The organism is Phenylobacterium sp., assembly GCF_036402295.1.
In the GTDB taxonomy this organism is placed as follows: domain Bacteria; phylum Pseudomonadota; class Alphaproteobacteria; order Caulobacterales; family Caulobacteraceae; genus Phenylobacterium.
On record NZ_DASWTE010000411.1, the window covers coordinates 1 to 17369 of the forward strand.

At 69.8% G+C, this 17369-nt stretch carries 15 protein-coding genes and 1 tRNA gene; 9 read left to right on the plus strand and 7 right to left on the minus strand.

The annotated features are described in order from the left end of the window. The first annotated feature begins 70 nt into the window (after positions 1–70). Together VGD44_RS23905 and VGD44_RS23910 are read left to right on the plus strand one after the other, a co-directional pair. Positions 71–147, plus strand: a tRNA-Asp gene (locus VGD44_RS23905). Positions 148–223: 76 nt separating this feature from the next. Then, positions 224–1921: a DEAD/DEAH box helicase gene (locus VGD44_RS23910; RefSeq protein WP_331090888.1), complete on the plus strand. Its 1698-nt coding sequence runs from the start codon at positions 224–226 to the stop codon at positions 1919–1921. 141 nt (positions 1922–2062) lie between these two features. Here VGD44_RS23910 and VGD44_RS23915 read toward each other — a convergent pair whose 3' ends face one another. Then, on the minus strand, positions 2063–4120 hold the full coding sequence (locus VGD44_RS23915) for a hybrid sensor histidine kinase/response regulator (protein ID WP_331090889.1): 2058 nt from the start codon (positions 4118–4120) through the stop codon (positions 2063–2065). Between the two features lie 99 nt (positions 4121–4219). Further along, entirely contained in the window at positions 4220–6370 is a 2151-nt protein-coding gene (locus VGD44_RS23920) for a penicillin acylase family protein (protein WP_331090890.1), read from the minus strand. 140 nt (positions 6371–6510) lie between these two features. On the opposite strand from VGD44_RS23920, the gene VGD44_RS23925 reads away from it, so the two are divergent. Next, the gene (locus VGD44_RS23925) at positions 6511–6711 is read left to right on the plus strand and encodes a hypothetical protein (protein WP_331090891.1); all 201 of its coding nucleotides are present in this window, start codon (positions 6511–6513) and stop codon (positions 6709–6711) included. 12 nt (positions 6712–6723) lie between these two features. Here the strand turns inward: VGD44_RS23925 and VGD44_RS23930 are convergent, their stop codons facing one another. Then, on the minus strand, positions 6724–6897 hold the full coding sequence (locus VGD44_RS23930) for a hypothetical protein (RefSeq protein WP_331090892.1): 174 nt from the start codon (positions 6895–6897) through the stop codon (positions 6724–6726). 80 nt (positions 6898–6977) lie between these two features. Here VGD44_RS23930 and VGD44_RS23935 point away from each other — a divergent pair, with 80 nt between their 5' ends. Then, positions 6978–8129: a hypothetical protein gene (locus tag VGD44_RS23935; protein ID WP_331090893.1), complete on the plus strand. Its 1152-nt coding sequence runs from the start codon at positions 6978–6980 to the stop codon at positions 8127–8129. A 93-nt stretch (positions 8130–8222) separates the two neighbouring features. Beyond that, positions 8223–8756, plus strand: coding sequence for a hemerythrin domain-containing protein (locus VGD44_RS23940; protein ID WP_331090894.1), 534 nt, complete (start codon positions 8223–8225; stop codon positions 8754–8756). Between the two features lie 48 nt (positions 8757–8804). Here the strand turns inward: VGD44_RS23940 and VGD44_RS23945 are convergent, their stop codons facing one another. Then, a complete protein-coding gene (locus VGD44_RS23945; RefSeq protein ID WP_331090895.1) occupies positions 8805–9224 on the minus strand; it encodes a DUF6766 family protein in 420 nt (139 codons plus the stop codon). Positions 9225–9272: 48 nt separating this feature from the next. Continuing rightward, on the minus strand, positions 9273–9752 hold the full coding sequence (greA, locus tag VGD44_RS23950; protein ID WP_331090896.1) for a transcription elongation factor GreA: 480 nt from the start codon (positions 9750–9752) through the stop codon (positions 9273–9275). Positions 9753–9950: 198 nt separating this feature from the next. On the opposite strand from greA, the gene VGD44_RS23955 reads away from it, so the two are divergent. Beyond that, on the plus strand, positions 9951–10517 hold the full coding sequence (locus tag VGD44_RS23955) for an OmpA family protein (protein WP_331090897.1): 567 nt from the start codon (positions 9951–9953) through the stop codon (positions 10515–10517). Positions 10518–10770: 253 nt separating this feature from the next. Then, a complete protein-coding gene (locus tag VGD44_RS23960) occupies positions 10771–11667 on the plus strand; it encodes an EamA family transporter (protein WP_331090898.1) in 897 nt (298 codons plus the stop codon). A 106-nt stretch (positions 11668–11773) separates the two neighbouring features. Here the strand turns inward: VGD44_RS23960 and VGD44_RS23965 are convergent, their stop codons facing one another. Further along, positions 11774–12466 carry a GNAT family N-acetyltransferase gene (locus VGD44_RS23965; RefSeq protein WP_331090899.1) on the minus strand — a complete coding sequence of 231 codons (693 nt, stop codon included), beginning with the start codon at positions 12464–12466 and terminating at the stop codon, positions 11774–11776. Between the two features lie 215 nt (positions 12467–12681). Then, on the minus strand, positions 12682–13131 hold the full coding sequence (locus tag VGD44_RS23970; protein WP_331090900.1) for a GFA family protein: 450 nt from the start codon (positions 13129–13131) through the stop codon (positions 12682–12684). Positions 13132–13707: 576 nt separating this feature from the next. Between VGD44_RS23970 and VGD44_RS23975 the strand changes: the two genes are divergently transcribed. Together VGD44_RS23975 and VGD44_RS23980 are read left to right on the plus strand one after the other, a co-directional pair. Beyond that, positions 13708–15291 carry a winged helix-turn-helix domain-containing tetratricopeptide repeat protein gene (locus VGD44_RS23975; RefSeq protein ID WP_331090901.1) on the plus strand — a complete coding sequence of 528 codons (1584 nt, stop codon included), beginning with the start codon at positions 13708–13710 and terminating at the stop codon, positions 15289–15291. A gap of 47 nt (positions 15292–15338) precedes the next feature. Next, the coding region (locus VGD44_RS23980; RefSeq protein ID WP_331090902.1) for an NAD(P)/FAD-dependent oxidoreductase at positions 15339–17369 on the plus strand (2031 nt) is incomplete at its 3' end.

A 17369-nucleotide genomic window follows, 5' to 3' on the forward strand; every position in this document is an offset into this window, starting at 1 on the left:
GAACTCTCCCGTTGACTCGATTCCGACCCGCCCATATGAGAGCCGCCTTCGCAGCGCCGGACGGCATTGCGCGGGTGTAGCTCAGTTGGTTAGAGCGCCGGCCTGTCACGCCGGAGGTCGCGGGTTCGAGCCCCGTCACTCGCGCCACTTCCGGTGGCGAAATCCCCACACCGAACAGACTCCTGACGCCAGGCGCTGTCCGCCGCGTTATGGAACGTCACCAATGCCCTTTCCCGCCACCCATCCTGCCCTGGCCCGCGCGCTCGACGCGCAGGGCTACAACGAGCCTACGCCCGTGCAGGCCGCGGTCCTCGAGGCCCCCGCGGGCCGCGACCTCCTCGTCTCGGCGCAGACCGGCTCGGGCAAGACCGTCGCCTTCGGCCTCGCGGCCGCCGAGACCCTGCTGGGCGAGGCCGAGCAGTTCGGCCGCGCCCAGGCGCCGCTGGCCCTCGTCATCGCCCCCACGCGCGAGCTGGCCCAGCAGGTCGCCCGCGAGTTCGGCTGGCTCTACGCCCCGGCCCAGGCCCGCATCGCCACCTGCGTCGGCGGCATGGACCCGCGCGCCGAGCAGCGCGCGCTGAACGCCGGCGCGCACATCGTCGTCGGCACGCCCGGCCGCCTGCGCGACCACCTGGAGCGCGGCAACCTCGATCTCTCGGCGCTGAAGGTCGTCGTCCTCGACGAGGCTGACGAGATGCTCGACATGGGCTTCCGCGAGGACCTCGAGGCGATCCTTGACGCCGCCCCGGCCGAGCGCCGCACCTTCCTCTTCTCCGCCACCATCGCCCGCGAGATCGCGGCGCTGGCCAAGCGCTACCAGCGCGACGCCCACCGCATCGACACCCTGCGCCGGGACGAGGCCCACGGCGACATCGCCTACCGCGCCGTGCGCGTGGCGCCGACCGACGTCGAGAACGCCATCGTCAACCTGCTGCGCTACTTCGAGAGCCCCGGCGCGCTGATCTTCTGCGCCACCCGCGAGCGGGTCCGCCACCTGCACGCCAGCCTGCGCGAGCGCGGCTTCGCGGTCGTCCAGCTCTCCGGCGAGCTTTCGCAGAAGGAGCGCTCGGAAGCCCTCCAGGCCCTGCGCGACGGCCATGCGCGCGCCTGCATCGCCACCGACGTGGCGGCCCGCGGCCTCGACCTGCCCGACCTCGGCCTCGTCATTCACGCGGATCTGCCGTCCAACACGGCTGGGTTGCTTCACCGCAGCGGCCGTACCGGCCGGGCGGGCAAGAAGGGCGTGTCCGTGGTCATGGTCCCCCACCCCAAGCGCCGCCAGGCCGAGCGCCTGCTGCAGGTCGCCGGCGTCGACGCCGAGTGGTCCGGCCCGCCCCTGCCGGAAGAGATTCGCGCCAAGGACCAGGCGCGGATGCTGGACGACCCGATCCTGGCCGAGGCGCCCACGCCCGAGGATTTGGTCCTCGCCCAGCGCCTGCTCGAAGACCGCAGCCCCGAGGCCGTGGCCGCCGCCCTCGTCCGCCTCTACCGCTCGCGCCTGCCCGAGCCGGAGGAGATCCTGCCCGACCGCGGCGGCGAGCCCCGGCCGCTCCGGCCCGAGCGGCAGACCCAGGTCGAGTCCGTCGACGGCGGCTGGTTCCGCCTGCCCGTCGGCCGCTCGAAGAACGCCGACCCCAAGTGGCTGGTCCCACTGATCTGTCGTCTGGGCCATGTCACCAAGAAGGACATCGGCCTGATCCGCATCTTCGACCACGAGACGAAGTTCCAGATCGCCAGCGACGTCGAAGCCCGCTTCGGCGAGGCCATTCGCGCCGCCGCCGACGCCGGCGAACTGCGCATCAACCCCTCCAGCCCGCCCGGCGCCCCGGGGCCCCGGCCGAGCGGCCCGCGCCCCACCGGCCCCCGCAAACCCCACCGCGGCGGCCCGCCCAAGAGCTTCAAGGGCAAGCCGCGCGGATAACTCAATCGCGCTCATCCCGGTGAATGCCGGGACCCAAATCCTAAGGCTGGGGTCGATTGGACAAGCTCTGGGCTCGTGGACCGCCTCTGAGCTCCCCACATTCGCCGGGATGAGCGGTGTTGAGGTGTAGATTGGAGCCCCCTACGCCGCCAACTCCTCCGCCGGGGCCAGCACAGCGTCCAGCGCGGCGTACAACCCCGTCACCTCCACGGGCTTGGCGATGTGGCCATCCATGCCGGCCACGCGGTAGCTCTCGAGCTGATGACTCATGACGTTTGCCGTCAGCGCCAGCACCGGCGTGCGGACGCGATCGCCCCTGGCCTCCATCGCCCGGATCGCTCGCGTGGCGTCGACGCCGTTCATTTCCGGCATCTGCACGTCCATCAGCACGACGTCGAAAGTGTCTGCGCCGAACGCTTCGACGGCCTCTCGCCCGTTGCTCACCAGGGTGAGCTCGGCCCCTAGAGGCTCCAGCAGCGCCGCCAGCACCAGCCGGTTCGTAGCGTTGTCCTCGGCGGCCAGCACCCGCAGCCCTCGCCGGCCGGCGACCGGCTCGGCGCTGGTCTGGAGCGTCACTGGGGCGTCGGCCTCCGACGCCCGCGCTAGCGGCAGGACGACGTTGAAGCACGCGCCCTCACCCGGCCGGCTCTCGGCCGAGACCTCGCCGCCCATCAGCTCCACCAGCGCGCGGACGATCGACAGGCCAAGGCCCGTGCCGCCGTAACGCCGCGTCGTCGAGGCGTCCGCCTGGATGAACTTGTCGAACAGCCCCGGGATTTGCGCGGCCTCTAGGCCGATGCCGGTGTCGACCACCCGGAACCGCAACGTCCCATCGTCGTCGGCGGTGACGGCCAGGGTGACGCCGCCCCGCTCCGTGAACTTCACCGCGTTCGACACCAGGTTCGACAGCACCTGGCGGACGCGCAGGGCGTCGCCGATCCAGACGCCGTGGGCGGCCGGCGACACCGCAACGCTCAGCGCCAGCCCCTTCGCACTGGCCATGCCCTCGAAGGTCGCGGCGACCTGGCGCACCAGGCGATCCAGGTCGAACGGCGCCGCCTCGATCTCCAGCCGCCCGGCTTCGATCTTGGCGAAGTCCAGGAGTTCGTTCAGCAGCGTCAGGAGGGCGGCGCCGGATTCGCGCATCACCCGCAGACGGTCGCGTTGCGGGACGCTGAGTTCGTGGGCCTCCATCACCTGCGCCATCCCCAGCACGCCGTTCAGCGGCGTGCGGATCTCGTGGCTCATGTTGGCGATGAATTCGGACTTGGCGCGGTCGCCCGCTTCGGCCCGGTCGCGGGCCTGGGCCAGACTGCGGGCCTGCCGCCGCAGGCTGAAGATCAGCGCGCCGACCACGATCAGCACCAGGCCGGTGAACAGCGCCACCTGCCACGGCTTGCGCCCGAACATGTCCGCCGATGGCCGCTCAGGTTGCCAGCTGATGAACCCGATCGGCCGACCGGCGGCGCTCAGCAGCGCGGCCGCCGCGTGCGGTCCGGCCCGCTCGACGAAGCGGGCATCGCGCAGGCGGAGCTCGGCCGAGAGGGCGCTCAGCAGGGGTTTGTCCACAGCTCGCGCCGAGGCCACGATCGGGGCGCCGCGGCGCGGCGGCTTGGCGTATCCCAACTCGGGCACGATGGTCGCGGCGGCCGCGAGATACGCCTGCCCGCCCACGCGCACGGCTGCGGCGGCGCTCGTCTGGCGAGCCTTCCCCAGGGCCGCGGGATTCTGGACGGTCAGCGCGTCCGACCGGGCGCGCGCCAGGTCCACCACCGGCCGCACCGCGGCGACGAAGTCCGCCACCTTCGCGGGGTCGGTCTGCTCTCCGCCCAAGGCGGCATAGACGGGCCGGCCTTCGCCGTCGAAGACCACCGTCAGGCTGTGCTTTCGGGCCTCGAACAGGTTGAGCCCGTAGTTCGGATGGAACCACTGCCGCCGCGACGGATCGTTGGCGGCCTCATAGGCCTCGCTCCAGATGCCTTGCGCGACCAGGTCCTCGCGCACGTCCTCGAGGTGGTTGGAGATCGCGTACCGCATCAATTGCGCTTCGCGCGCGACGGCCACGTCATCCACGCTCGCCGCTGCATAGGCCTGCAACACCGCCGACGCCGCGAGCACGATCAGCGCCGCGGCGATGGCCATCGCCACCACCGCGTTGGGCGAACTCCAGCCGTGGCCCGCGGATCGGATGTTCGGCACGCGCGCGACTCCCCTCGTTGCGCGAGGGACTCACAACGCCGGCTACCATGCCATTGACGCGACGTCGCAGAACCGCGTTCCGCGTCGCAATGCCGCACCTCACTCGCCCGGGCGATAGCTCCGCTCGGTGTGGCCCTGCAGCTGCTCCGGATAGAAGTAGACCTCGCGCAACGCCGCCTTGGCGTACCGCTCGGCCTGGTCGTTGAAGTGTTTGGCGCCCGCGTGCCCGCTCTCGCCGCCGGCCGAGATCGCGATGGCCTTCACCTTCGGCCCGAACTCCACCACCGCCACGAAGCTGTTGCCGCTGGTCCCGTAGTAGCGCTTCGTCCCCGGGTAGCGGCGCGAGGCGAACGAGGCCAGCGAACCCCAGGTCCCCGCCGTGAACGGCACCGCGACCGAGGGCCCGTCGTCGCGGAACGTCTGCACGATGTCGCCCGACAGCCGCTGGAAGCGATTGATCTCGCCCCAGGGCGTCTTCCAGCTCCCGAAGTCCGCCGTCAGCCGCGCCGAGGCCTCCTCCAGCGCCGAGATCCGGTCGGCCGACGGGCTCTTCTCGACCATGTATTCGTAGGTCGTCATTCCGGCCGCCTTCGCCCCGGCGGCCGACTTCGCCCACAGCGCCTCGGCCCAGAACACCGCCAGCGACGTCTCCGTCGAGTCCACGCCCCAGCGCCGGTCCCACCCCTTCAGCGCCGCGACCTGGCCAGCCAGCTCCGCCTTCTGGTCGGGCGAGGCCAGCCCGTAGGCTTCCAACAGCTTGGGGATCAGCCGGTCGAACGCCGGTAGGTCCGGGTCGTAGGCCGCCGCCCGCAACCCCTCGATCGTGAAGCCGCTCCTGCCGTCCAGCACGCGGATCGCATGCAACCCCCGCGGCGTCTCGCCGGCGGTGTCCATGTATCTCGGGAACGCGGCCCGCTTCGGGCTGTCCGTCCCCGCCGCCGAATAGGGCCAGTTGTTGGAGTTGTAGATCCACCCCGCCTTCGGATCGATCACGGTCGGCGCGTCGGATAGTGCGTGCAGCCCCTGCCAGTCCGTCGCCGGGTCCGCCCCGTCCACCGGCTTGGTGTAGTCGAAGCGGTCGTCGCGCTTCGGGATGAATTGCGGGTGCAAGTAGGCCGTCTGGCCCCTCGCGTCCGCGTAGAGCGTGTTGTTCGACGAGTTGGCCTTCAGCTCGGCCACCTTCAGGAAGCCCGGCAGGTCGGTCGCCTTGGTCCGCAGGAACGACTGTTGCAGCGCCTCGATCGGCTTGAACATCAGCGCTGTGGCGATCCACTTGCCGTCCGCCGCCCGCGTGATCGGCCCATGGTGCGTGCGGTAGGTGGTGAACGTCCGGCTCTTCAGCGTCCCGTCGGCCGCCCGGAAGCGCACCGTCACGTCCTTCACCGCCACCGGCCGCGCCTCGCGCCCGTAGCGGTACATCAGCGTCCCCGGCGTGCGGATGACCGTCTCGGCGAACTCGTCCACCACATCGACGCCGCTCGACGTGTGCATCCACCCGGCCTTCTCGTTGAAGCCCTGGTAGATGAAGAACTGCCCCCAGGTGACCGCGCCATAGGCGTTCAGCCCCTCCTCGCTCGTCATCTGCAGTTCCGAGCGGAAGAAGAACGATGTGTGCGGGTTGATCAGCAGGAGCGCGTGGCCGTCCTTCGTCACCCTGGGCGACAGCGCGATGCCGTTCGAGCCCGGCGGGTCCCTGAACGCGAACTCGGCAACCGCAGCGTTCCGCGTGCCGCCATAGAAGGCCTCCAGGTCGGCAAGTGGGATTCGCTCCACGTCGCCGCCGATGCTGCCCTCGGTGAACGACAGCGCCATCCACGGCTCGAACCGCGTCAGCACCCGGGGCTTCGTCTGCGGATGCGTAGCCAGGTAGTAGTTCAGCCCGTCGGCCCATGCGTCCATCAGCGCCCGCAGCCAGGCTGGGCTCTCACGGTACTTCGCCTGCAGGTCGGCCGGATCGACGTAGAGCCGCATCCGCAGGTCCTGCCAGACCGCCTTCTCGCCCTCGGCCTCGGCCATGCGGCCCAGGTTGGTCAGGTAGTTCGTCTCCACCCGGTTGAAGTCGTCCTCGGCCTGCGCATAGGCCATGCCGAACACCGCGTCGGCGTCGGTCTTGCCCTTCACATGTGCGATGCCCCAGTCGTCGCGGACGATGCTGATCCGCGCGGCCTGCGCCTTCCACTCGCTCAATTCGTCGGCCCATGCAGGGGCCGCGACGAGGCTCAGCGCCAGGGCAAGTGAAACGAACCGCACGAGCAAGCCTCCCGACTCCGGAAAGCCGCCACCTCGCCCACCCGTCCACAGCTTGTCCAGCCTGCGTCCAGCGGCCGCGCTTGGTGCTGAGCGGGACTCACCGTCTCTTGCCGCCTGAGGGGCTCAGTGGGAGTGATACGATGCCCGACGCCACATACGTCGCCTTCGTGCCCGCGGGCATGAGCGCCAAGCTGCGGTCGGTTCTCCAATCCGAAGACACCGGCGCCATCACGTGGCGCGAGCGCAAGACCATGTTCGGCAGCGAGTTCTACTTCTCGGGCCCGCCCAAGCTCGCCCGCGCCACCCACGCCTACGTCAGCCAGTGGGTCGTCAAGCACTAGCGGGACGCCCCGCTACTTCTTCATCCAGGGCTTGGATTTCGACTGCGAGCGCGCTGCCGCCGCCCGTTCGCCCTCGACTCCGCCGCGGCCCGGCGGCCCGGATTTCTGCGCCTGCGCCGCCTTCTTCAGCCGCAGCGCCTTCTGCATCGGCGTCTCATCGTTGTCGTTATCGTTCGCGTCGGCCATGAGTCCTCCTGAACCGCGAACCTACCCCGCCCTTCCATCCTGAAACAGACCCGCAACAGGCGAGTCGTAAAGTCGGTATGATGCGGGGCCCAAGAGCGCCGCTCGACATCTGGGAGTTCTTCGCCTTGCAACGCGCCGTCATCGCCGCCTTCGGCTCCATCCTCCTGGCCAGCGTCGCCGCCGCGCCGATCAGCGCCGCCGCGGCCGATGCGAAGGCTCCAGCCAAGGCCGCCGCCCCCTACAAGGCGCCGCGCAACGCCTTCGGCCAGCCCGACCTCACCGGTTACTGGAGCAACGCCACGCTCACGCCGATGACGCGCCGGCCCCAGTTCAAGGACCAGCTTAACTACACGCCCGAACAGGTGAAGGAGATGGAGTCCAACGCCGCGGCCGAGGTCGAGGAGGGCAACGAGGACACCGATCCCAACGCCCCCGCCGAGGCCCCGAAGCGGCCGGCCAACGCCAACGTGCGGCCCGAGTTCGCCGCGGCCGGCGGCGACGTCGGCGGGTACAACCGCGGCTGGCTGGACCCCGGCAGCCACGTGATGCGCGTCAACGGCGAGCCGCGCACCTCGCTGATCACCACGCCCAACGGCCAGCCCCCGCCCCGCAAGGCCGGCGCCCCGCCCGCCCCGCGCTTCGGCGGCGGCATGGGCGCGTTCGATTCCTATGAGACCCGGTCGCTCGGCGAGCGCTGCATCATGTCGTTCGGCCGCAACGCCGGTCCGCCGATGTTCCCGAACGGCTTCTACAACAACAACTACCAGATCTTCCAAACCGCGGACTCGGTCCTCATCGAGGTCGAGATGATCCACGACCTGCGGCAGGTCCGGCTCAATTCCAAGCACCGTACCGACGGCGTGCGGCCCTACATGGGCGACTCCATCGGCTGGTGGGACGGCGACACCCTGGTCGTGGAGACCACCAACATCCCGCAGAACCAGCAGTTCATGGGCGCGTGGAAGGACCTCAAGGTCACCGAAAAGTTCACCCGCGTCGGCAAGAACCGCCTGCACTACGCCTTCACGGTCGAAGACCCCAGCATTTGGGACGCCCCCTGGGGCGGGGAGTACGAGTTCTCGCCCATGAACGGCATCATCTACGAATACGCCTGCCACGAGGGGAACTACGCGCTGCCCGGCATCCTCGCCGGCGCCCGCGCCGAGGAGGCCCAGAAGGCCGCCGAAGCCGCCAAGGCCAAGAGCTCGGCTCCAGGCGGCGCCACCCAGTAGGCAACTATCTGACGCAACGTCGGAAACCCCACGGAACCGTAGGGTTTCCTTCGTGTTCGGAGGGTCTCAACCCCATCACCTGGAGAGCCCCCCATGGCCACGGCCGCAAAATCCACGACCAGCTCGGCGCGCAAGTCGTCCGGCCGCAAGCGCCGCACCGCCCGGCGCGACCCCCTCTCGATCCGCCTGCTGAAGCAGGACCACCGCGAAGTCGAAGGCTGGTTCGACGAGTACGAGCAGCTCGAGGACGACGCCGAGAAGCTGGCGCTCTTCAACCAGATCGCCCTGGCCCTGAAGGTCCACACGACCATCGAGGAGGAGATCTTCTATCCCGAGGAGCGCGGCGACGTCGAAGAGGACATGCTGGACGAGGCCTACGTCGAGCACGACGGCGCCAAGAAGCTGATCGCCGAGATCGAGGCCATGAAGCCTGGTGACGAGTTCTACGACGCCAAGGTCAAGGTACTGGGCGAGTACATCAAGCACCACGTCAAGGAAGAGGAGCAGCCCGGCGGCATCTTCGCCCAGGCCAAGAAGGGCGAGGAAGACCTCGACGCCATGGGCGAGCGCCTGAAGGCCCGCAAGGAAGAGCTCATGGCCGAGCTCGGCGGCGCCAAGTCCCACTAGCCGAACGCCGCCGGCCCTCCTCCGCGGCGGAGAAGGGCCGGCGCTTCGCTAGTCTCCCTTTCCCTTCGGATAGGCCTCGTCATGACCATGCGGCCGGGCGTGTCCGTGGTGGCGCAGGAACTTGTCGTCCAGCTCCGCGATCAGCCGCTCGCCCTTCTCCTTGCCGACCAGCTTCAGGAGCTCATCGACCTTCGCCTCCATCCGGTCGTCGTTCTCCTTCGACGCGGGCGAGCCGACGTAGAGGAAGTAGGCCAGGCCCACGACCTGCCAGAGCAGCTGCAGGAACTCCGACTGCCAGTTCTCGAAGGTGTCGCGCGACGCCTCCACGAGGAACGCCGACAGCTCCGCCGCCTGGCCGTGGGCCTGCTGCGTATCGACGAAGGCGGCCCACCCGAAGGTCCAGTGAAGGACGAACGACACGAGGAAGAAGCCCAGCGTTATCCAGGCGTAAGCGTACATCTTGAACATGGTGATCCCTCTCAGCGCAGCGCTCCAACGCCGCGCGATGCAGAGGGTTCAGCGCACCGCCATGACCTCGACCTCGGCCCCGCCCACCTGCGCCGTGTCGCCGACCGCCTTGCCCATCAACGCCCGCGCCAGCGGCGAGACGTAGGAGACGCTGCCCTTGGCCGGGTCGGCCTCGTCCTCGCCCACGATGCGGAAGGCCTGCCGCCGGCCGTCCTCGCGCTCGATCTCCACCGTGCCGCCGAACTGCACGACGTCGTCTTGCCGTTCGGGTTCGGTCAGCTGCGCGCTCGCGCGGCGCTGCGACCAGTACCGCAGGTCGCGCGTCGCCCGCGCCATGGCGGTGCGGTCGGCGCTAATCCCGCCGTCGGTCTGGGCCTTCGAATAGGCTTCGCGCGCGGCCGCCAGTTCGGCCTCGATGGCGGCCAGGCCCGAGGCCGTGACGAGGTTGGGATGCGCGGAGACCGGCCGGTCCGGCAGGTCGGCGGCCTGGGCCTCGTAGTCCTCTTCGCGGGTGAAGGCGACGGCCATGGGACGAGTCTACCCTGCGCGACCCGGCGCTCCAAACAGGAGAGCGGAGGTTGTGTCGTCCTCAACCTCTGCGCCCATGCGGCGCCCTGTCGCACCCCCCGCCATGCCACCAAACGCCAAGTCCGGCGTTTGGGGATCGCTGGAAGCCGCGCTGCAACGCGGCTGACGGGGGTTTTTCGATCTACGGAGATGACAGGAATGGGAGCTCGCAAGAGCGTGCTGCTCGGTGTGGTGCTTGTGGCCGCGGGCCTGGCCACCACGGGCTGCGCCACCAAGAAGTACGCGCGGGAACAGGCGGGAATCGTCAACGCGCGGGTCGACACGGTTGAGCCGCGGGTGACCGCGGTCGAGGGCACCGCCAAGGACGCCCTGGATCGCGCCACGGCGGCCGGCAAGCTGGCCGAGGGCAAGTTCCTCTACCAGATGGTCCTGCAGGACGACGCCGTGAAGTTCGCCCTAGACAAGGCCGAGCTGTCGCCCGAGGCCGAGAGCCGCCTGGCGGCCTTCGTCGAGAAGCTGAAGGCTGAGAACAAGAACGTCTACGTGGAGATCCAGGGCCACACGGACGCCACCGGCGCGCCGGACTACAATGAAAAGCTCGGCGAAAGCCGCGCCGAGGTTGTCCGCCGCTACCTCAATGGCCATGGCGTCGCGCTGAACCGGCTGAACACGATCTCCTACGGCGAGGACAGCCCTGTCGCGCCGAACGAGACGCCCGAAGGCCGCGCCCAGAACCGCCGTGTCGTCCTGGTGGTGATGTCCTGACGACGTTGGGGGCGGCTCCTGCAGCCGCCTCCAGCGCGCCGCAGGCGCAATATGCCCGCGGACGCACACGGGCCGACGCGGATGGGGTGCGCCTTGTCCGCGCGTATCCGCGTGCGTCCGCGGGCATCTTTGCAGCGGCGCTGACGCGCCGCCGGCCTCACCGACACGCTCCGGTCTGGCCTCTGCCTGCCAACTGGTCCTTTCGCCGCCGGTCGCGCTCGGCCATCTAGAAGCCTTCCAGTCGGAGGGCTACGTGACCACCAGCGAGACCCGGACGACCGCGCTCGCCATCCTGCTGCCCGTCGCCGCGGTGCTCGCCGCAACGGCGGCGTTCCAGGTGGGCGCCTCGCTGGCCAAGTCGCTGTTCTCGGTCCTCGGCCCCCAGGGCACGGCCACCCTGCGCATCATCCTGGGCGCGCTGATGATGCTGGCCGTGACGCGCCCGTGGCGCGGCTGGCCCGCCAAGGCGCCGCTGCTGCCCTTGATCGGCCTGGGCCTGGCATCCGCCGGCGCTGTCCTCTTCTTCTACATGGCGCTCGACCGCCTGCCCCAGGGCGTCGCCATCGCGCTGCAGTTCCTCGGCCCGCTGGGCGTCGCCGTCGCCGGTTCGCGCCGACTGGCCGACCTCCTATGGACCGTGCTCGCCGCCGGCGGCGTCTGGGGCCTGGTGGGGCAGGACCTCGGGACGGGCGTCGGCGGCCTGGATGTCCTGGGCGTCTTCTGGGCCCTGTGCGCCGCCGCCTCCTGGGCCGCCTATATCGTCTGGGGCCAGGCCGCCAGCCGCGCCTTCGGCCACGCCACCGCCCCGCTCGCGATCAGCATCGCCGCCCTGGTCATCCTGCCGTTCGGGGTCGCCCAGGCGGGGACCGAACTGCTGCGCCTCGAACTCCTGCCCTGGGCGCTGCTCGTGGCCCTGGTCTCCACGGCCATCCCCTTCTCGCTCGAGATGTACGCCTTGCCCCGGCTGCCTGCGAAGACCTTCGCCGTGCTGACCAGCCTCGAGCCGGCCTTCGGCGCGCTCTTCGGTATGATGCTCCTGCACGAGCGCCTCGCCCCGGCCCAACTCCTCGGCGTCGCCGCCGTCATCGCCGCCGCCGTCGGCGCCGCCTGGACCAGCCGCCCCCGCACCCAACTCCCCGCGCCGGACTGACCGCGCCGCAGGCGATTTCTTCAAACCGCGGAAAGACGCGGAAAGGATAGCGGCGACGTTCCGCGTTCTTCCGCGTTTTCCGCGGTTCCCTTGCCGGCCTTCGGCCCTACTCCGCCGTCAGGCTGGTCATCACCAGTTCGCGGCGGAAGCGGAAACCAAGCCCCTCGTAGATGCCGATCGCGCCGCGGTTCTCGGCATAGGCGTGCAGGAACGGAACCTCGCCGCGCCCCCGGATCCGCCCCATCACCACCCGCATCAGCGCGGCCGCATAGCCCCGCCCGCGATGGTCGGGATGGGTGCAGACGCCGCTCACTTCGGTGAAGCCGTCGGGCTTCATGCGCTCCCCGGCCATGGCCACCAGCCGCCCGTCCAGCCTCACGCCCACGAAGTCGCCCAGCTCGGGCGTCCGCGCCACGAACGGCCCCGGCCGGGTCAGGGTCGCCAGCGCGAGCATCTCGGCCGCGTCGCTCGGGCCCAGGTCCAGGATATCGAAGCCGATCGAGCGGCCCGCCTCGCCCGACCCCTCGGCCACCATCTGCCAGCACAGCGCCTCGGAGACGACCCGCGTCCCCGGGATCGCCGGCGCCGCCCGCGGCTCCACCAGCGCCACGTCGCCATGCTCGCGCACCAGCGCACCCAGAGCCGCACGGCTCGCCGGCGCGGCGTCCGCCAGCGCCGCGAAGATCCCGTATGCCGGATCCAGCCGCCGCGCCCCACCCCGCACGATCGCCAACGACGCCTGCCGCCGGCCGGTCAACATGGCGAGGATGGGGCGGTCCAGCGGATGGTCTTCGGCCATGCCCCCGCCCCTAGCGCGACTTCGCAAACCTGTCGCGGTCCACTGTCTGAACCGGCGGTCTGCTCCCTGCCCCCACTACCGCGTTCATCCCGGCGAAGGCCGGGACCCAGATGGGGTGGCTCGTTGGTGGGTTCCTGGAGCTGTCAGCCTGTCCAGTCAGCGCCCGGCTTTGGGATCTGGGTCCCGGCCTTCGCCGGGATGAGCGGGATTTGAAATCAGCCCCTCTGCGCCATGAACTCGTTGACCATCCCCTGATAGTCCTCGATCTCGGGGAACTTCGGAAAGCTGCGCACCGCCGGCGTCGTCACCCACGGCAGTTTCTCGTCCGTGTAGGTCTCCAGGAAGGGCGTGAAGTCGGCGACCTCGTCGAACATCGTCGCCCGCACGTTCACCAGCCAGTCCGCCCCGTCAGGCCGGGTGAACAGCCAGCTCATGCAGTGCGGGCAGAAGAAGTGCCGCGTGGGCCCGTGCAGCCCGCCGATCGCCGGCTCACCCGCCGTGACCTCGAATCCGGCCACCGGGTACATCGCGCTCAGCGAGAAGGCGCTACCCGTCATCTGCTGGCAGCCGCGGCAATGGCAGGCCATCGTCAGCAGCGGCTGTTCGGTCACCCGGAACCGCACCTGGCCGCACCGGCAGCCGCCTTCGAGAGGTTTGTCGCTCATCCCGGGCTCCTTCTCCTGCGCCGAGACTTAGGGCCGGCGCAGGAAAAAGACAGCCCCCGACCCGGCCGTGGTCGGGGGCTGTTTCAAGGCGCTCGCCATCAAGCGACGGCAAGACCTCGCCGGAAAGCCATCCGGTCGGCCCCCCCGGGCCGACAGGATGGACAGGCGCCGAACGAGCTAGGCTCGTCCCACGCCCCGGGGAGAGGCGCCGATCACCAGGCCGCCGTCGCAAAATTCCCACCGCGCACCCTGCGGAAGCGGGACAGGCGCCGGGCGGCAGATGCAGGCAGGTTGTCGGGCAACCCGCACCTCCAAGGTGATCGAAACCTGGGGATGAGAAGACCAGTCCGCGGCCGTTTTCGACATAGAGTCCACCCAATCTCTGGCCGAGCTTTTCCCGAGCTTTTACCGAGCAAGGCCCGATCTTCGGCCTTGGTCTCGCCAGTTTGGGCAACTACGTTACGGCGGCGGCCGAGTCAGGGCCGCGGCGGCGACTCGCGGGTCGGCCGCTTGGCCTGGACTGGGAGTGCGATGCAGCTGGCGCATCAGGCGGCGTTCGCGTTGGGAACGCTTCAAGTGCGTCCCCCCACCTGTGAGGTGGTGGCGCCGCATGGCCGAGAGGTCCTGCAGCCTCGCGTCATGCAGGTGCTGGTCACCTTGGCCAACGCCGGCGGCGAGGTCGTGAGTCGCGACGATCTCATCGCCACCTGCTGGAACGGCCGCGTCGTCGGCGAGGACGCCATCACGTTGGTCATGATGAAGCTGCGCCGCCTCGCCGCCCGCAGCGAGGGCGCTTTCGCCCTGCAGACCATTCCCCGCGTCGGCTACCGCCTCGTGTCGGGCGGAAGCGACGTCCAGCCGCCGGTGACGGCCTTGGAAGGCCGCGCCGCGACCGAGCCCACGCCCGTCGCCGCCGAACTGCGGCCCAGCAAGGTCCGGCCCCGGATCGTGGTGCTCGAGTTCACCCACCCGGTGGGCGACGAAGAGCAGGCCTGGTTCGCCGAGGCGCTCGCCGACGAGCTCACCGCCGGCCTTTCGAAGTCGCCGCTGCTGGCCGTGATGCCGCGCCAGGCCCTAATCCATTCCGAGGTCGCCGGACATCCGCCGGGCGCGATCTGCGCGCGCCTGGGCGTCGACTATGTCCTCGACGGCAAGGTCCGGGCGCTGGGCGGCACCGTCCGCGTCTCGGTCGACCTGATCCAGGGCTTCGACGAGACCAGCGCCTGGTCCAACCGCTACGACCGGCCGATGTCGGGCCTGTTCCCGATGGTCAACGAGATCACCGCCTCGATTGTCGGCGCCATCGAGCCCGCGGTGCTCGAGCGCGAGGAGACCGAGGCCCTGAAGTCGCCCGAGCGCAGCCTGCAGTTCTGGCAGCTCTTCGTGCGCGGCCGCCGCCACTTCTGGCGCTCCACGGCCAAGGACGTCCGCGCCGCCGAGCAGCTCCTGGAACAGGCGCTCCAGCTCGAGCCCGACGACGTCTCGGCGCTGGCCATCCTCGCCCACTGCAAGCTGTTCGAAGTCTGGGTCGGGACCTCCCAGGATCCCGCCGCCGCCCTCGCCGAGGCGCACCGCATCGCACTCAAGGCGGTGCGGGTCGGCGGCTCCGACGCCTTCGCCCACTACACCCTGGGCGTCGTCTTCTCCCTGATGGGCCGCCTGACCGAGGCCAAGGCCGAACAGCGCCGGGCGCTCGAGCTCAACCCTTACCTCGCCGCTGCCTGCGGTGAGATGGGCCGCCTGCTCGCCTTCGAGGGCGCCTCGCAGGAGGCGATCGAGTATTCCGAGCGCGCCATCGCGGCCAGCCCGAACGATCCGCACAGCTGGCTGTGGTTCCGCTCCAAGGCCGTCGCCCGCTTCATCGCCGGCGAGTACGAGGCCGCCGCTCGCGACGCCGCAGACGCCTGCGCCCGCGGGGCCGAGCGCTTCCCGCTGCATTACCTGCTGGCCGCCTGTTACTCGGGGGCCGAGCAGATGGAGCACGCCCGCCGCGCCCTCGAGGACGGCGAGCGCCTGGCCCGCTCCCGCGCCGGCCCGGGCCGCAGCAACGCCACCGCCTACCCCCTCGACGCGCTCAAGACCGGGCACCCGTTTTCCCGCGCCGCCGATTTGGATCGCCTCGTTAAGCATCTGCAAAAGGCTGGCTGGCACCCTGCATAGGTCAACAACCTAGGCGGGACCGGGGCGAAAACCCTCGGTAAACGGATATGTCCAACACGACTTCGCCGCAGAAGGTGGCGATTCTCGGCGGCGGCATGGGTGCACTTGCCACGGCCTATGAGCTCACCAGCCAGCCCGACTGGCAGAAGCGTTTCGACATCACGATCTACCAGCTCGGCTGGCGTCTCGGGGGCAAGTGCGCGTCGTCGCGCGGGCCCAACGAGCGCATCGAGGAGCACGGCATCCACGGATTCATGGGCAGCTACTTCAACGCGCTCCCCATGTTGTCGGCGGTCTACGCCGAGCTGAACCGCAAGCCCGGGATGCCGCTGGCCACCTTCGAGGAGGCCTTCATCCCATCGGACTTCACCATGTCGTGGGAGTTCCGCGACAACGGCCTCGTCCCCTGGCCGGCGCGGCTGCCGCCCAACGACGTGCCGCCCATCGACGGCCACTACTACAAGGGCGTGCCCACCGCGATCGCGGCCCTCCTCGACGTGATTCTGAAGACGTTGGAGTCCACGGCCGAGCTGCCCGGCTTCGTCGAGGCCGGCATCGAGCACGTGATGCAACGGGCGATGAAGACCCTCGCGGTCCCGATCAGCGAGGGGCCGAACCACCCGCTGGTGAAAGAGATCACCACCATCCGCGATCTGGTCGCGGGCGCGGCGAAGCTCGTCGACACCCTGGCCCCCAAGTTCGCCGACAAGCAGACCGACATCCGCCGGGCCCTCATCACCCTGGATTTCTACGCCACCGTGATCCTCGGCGCCCTGCAGGACAACGTCCAGGTCAAGGGCTACGACCACCTCGACAGCGAGAACTGGAGCGACTGGCTTACCCGCCACGGCATCGCGCCCGAGACGCTCGCCTCGCCGGTCCCCCTCTCCACGGTCAACATCTGCTACCAGAGCCCCGACGGCGACACGAGCCGCGCCGCGGTGATGGGCGCCGGCTGCTACCTCGACTGGACCCTGCGCGGCGTGGCCTACATGGGCTCGCTCATCTGGGCCTTCGCCGCGGGCACCGGCGAGACCGTCGTCGCGCCGATGTACGAGGTCTTGAAACGTCGTGGTGTGAAGTTCGAGTTCTTCCATAAGGTCGAGAACCTGCGCCTGTCCGCCGACAAGGCGTCGATCGAGGCCGTCGAGTTCACGATCCAGGCGACGCTGAAGCACCCCGAGCGCGGCTACCAGCCGCTCATCGACGTAAAGGGCCTGCCGTCCTGGCCGCACCGCCCGCTCTACGACCAGCTGAACGAGGGCGAATACATGCGCGCCCTGGACCTCGACCTGGAGTCCTATTGGTGCGGCTGGCCATCGGCCGAAGTCCCGCACCTCAAGGACCGCAAGGTCATGCACGCCGGCAAGGACTTCGACCGGATCGTGCTCGGCATCTCGCTGGGCGCGGCCCCCTACATCTGCAAGGAGCTGATCGACGAGTCGATCGCCTGGCAGGGCATGGTCGAGAACATCCCGGCGCTGACCACCCAGGCCATGCAGATCTGGCTCAGCAAGGACATGTACGAGATGGGTTGGTCCGAGCGGCTCACCGGCAACGAGCTCGCCATCTCGGGCACCTACTTCTGCCCGCCCAACGGCAACGGCAACTTCCCCGACCTCGTGCAGTGGGAGAGCTGGCCGACCCAGAGTCAACCGAAGGCCATCTGGTACTTCTGCGGGCTGATGGCCGACTACGAGCCGCCGCCGGCTTTCACCGACACCGACTACCCGCGCCGCCAGCGCGACCGGGTGAAGGCCCAGTCGATCCAGTACCTGCAGACCGCCATCGGCACGATGCTGCCCAAGGCCACCGTCCGCGCCGCCAACGGCCTGGGCGACCCCATGGGCCTCGACTTCGGCCTGCTGATCGACACCGAAAACCCGAACGCCCAGGGCGTGGCGCGCTTCGACAGCCAGTTCTGGCGCGCCAACATCGACCCCACCGAGCGCTACGTCGCCTCGCCTCCGGGCAGCGTCGACTACCGCCTGGAGGCCTGGGGCTCGGGCTTTTCCAACCTCGTGCTGGCGGGGGACTGGATCTACACCGGCCTGAACGTCGGCTCGTTCGAGGGCGCC

What these genes read in the sequence shown, in the direction of transcription:
- VGD44_RS23965 (WP_331090899.1), bottom strand. Translation starts at nt 12,466, where the DNA reads ATGGCCGAAGACCATCCGCTGGACCGCCCCATCCTCGCCATGTTGACC.
- VGD44_RS23955 (WP_331090897.1), top strand. Translation starts at nt 9,951, where the DNA reads ATGGGAGCTCGCAAGAGCGTGCTGCTCGGTGTGGTGCTTGTGGCCGCG.
- VGD44_RS23910 (WP_331090888.1), top strand. Translation starts at nt 224, where the DNA reads ATGCCCTTTCCCGCCACCCATCCTGCCCTGGCCCGCGCGCTCGACGCG.
- VGD44_RS23970 (WP_331090900.1), bottom strand. Translation starts at nt 13,131, where the DNA reads ATGAGCGACAAACCTCTCGAAGGCGGCTGCCGGTGCGGCCAGGTGCGG.
- VGD44_RS23930 (WP_331090892.1), bottom strand. Translation starts at nt 6,897, where the DNA reads ATGGCCGACGCGAACGATAACGACAACGATGAGACGCCGATGCAGAAG.
- VGD44_RS23925 (WP_331090891.1), top strand. Translation starts at nt 6,511, where the DNA reads ATGCCCGACGCCACATACGTCGCCTTCGTGCCCGCGGGCATGAGCGCC.
- VGD44_RS23945 (WP_331090895.1), bottom strand. Translation starts at nt 9,224, where the DNA reads ATGTTCAAGATGTACGCTTACGCCTGGATAACGCTGGGCTTCTTCCTC.
- VGD44_RS23935 (WP_331090893.1), top strand. Translation starts at nt 6,978, where the DNA reads ATGCGGGGCCCAAGAGCGCCGCTCGACATCTGGGAGTTCTTCGCCTTG.
- greA (WP_331090896.1), bottom strand. Translation starts at nt 9,752, where the DNA reads ATGGCCGTCGCCTTCACCCGCGAAGAGGACTACGAGGCCCAGGCCGCC.
- VGD44_RS23940 (WP_331090894.1), top strand. Translation starts at nt 8,223, where the DNA reads ATGGCCACGGCCGCAAAATCCACGACCAGCTCGGCGCGCAAGTCGTCC.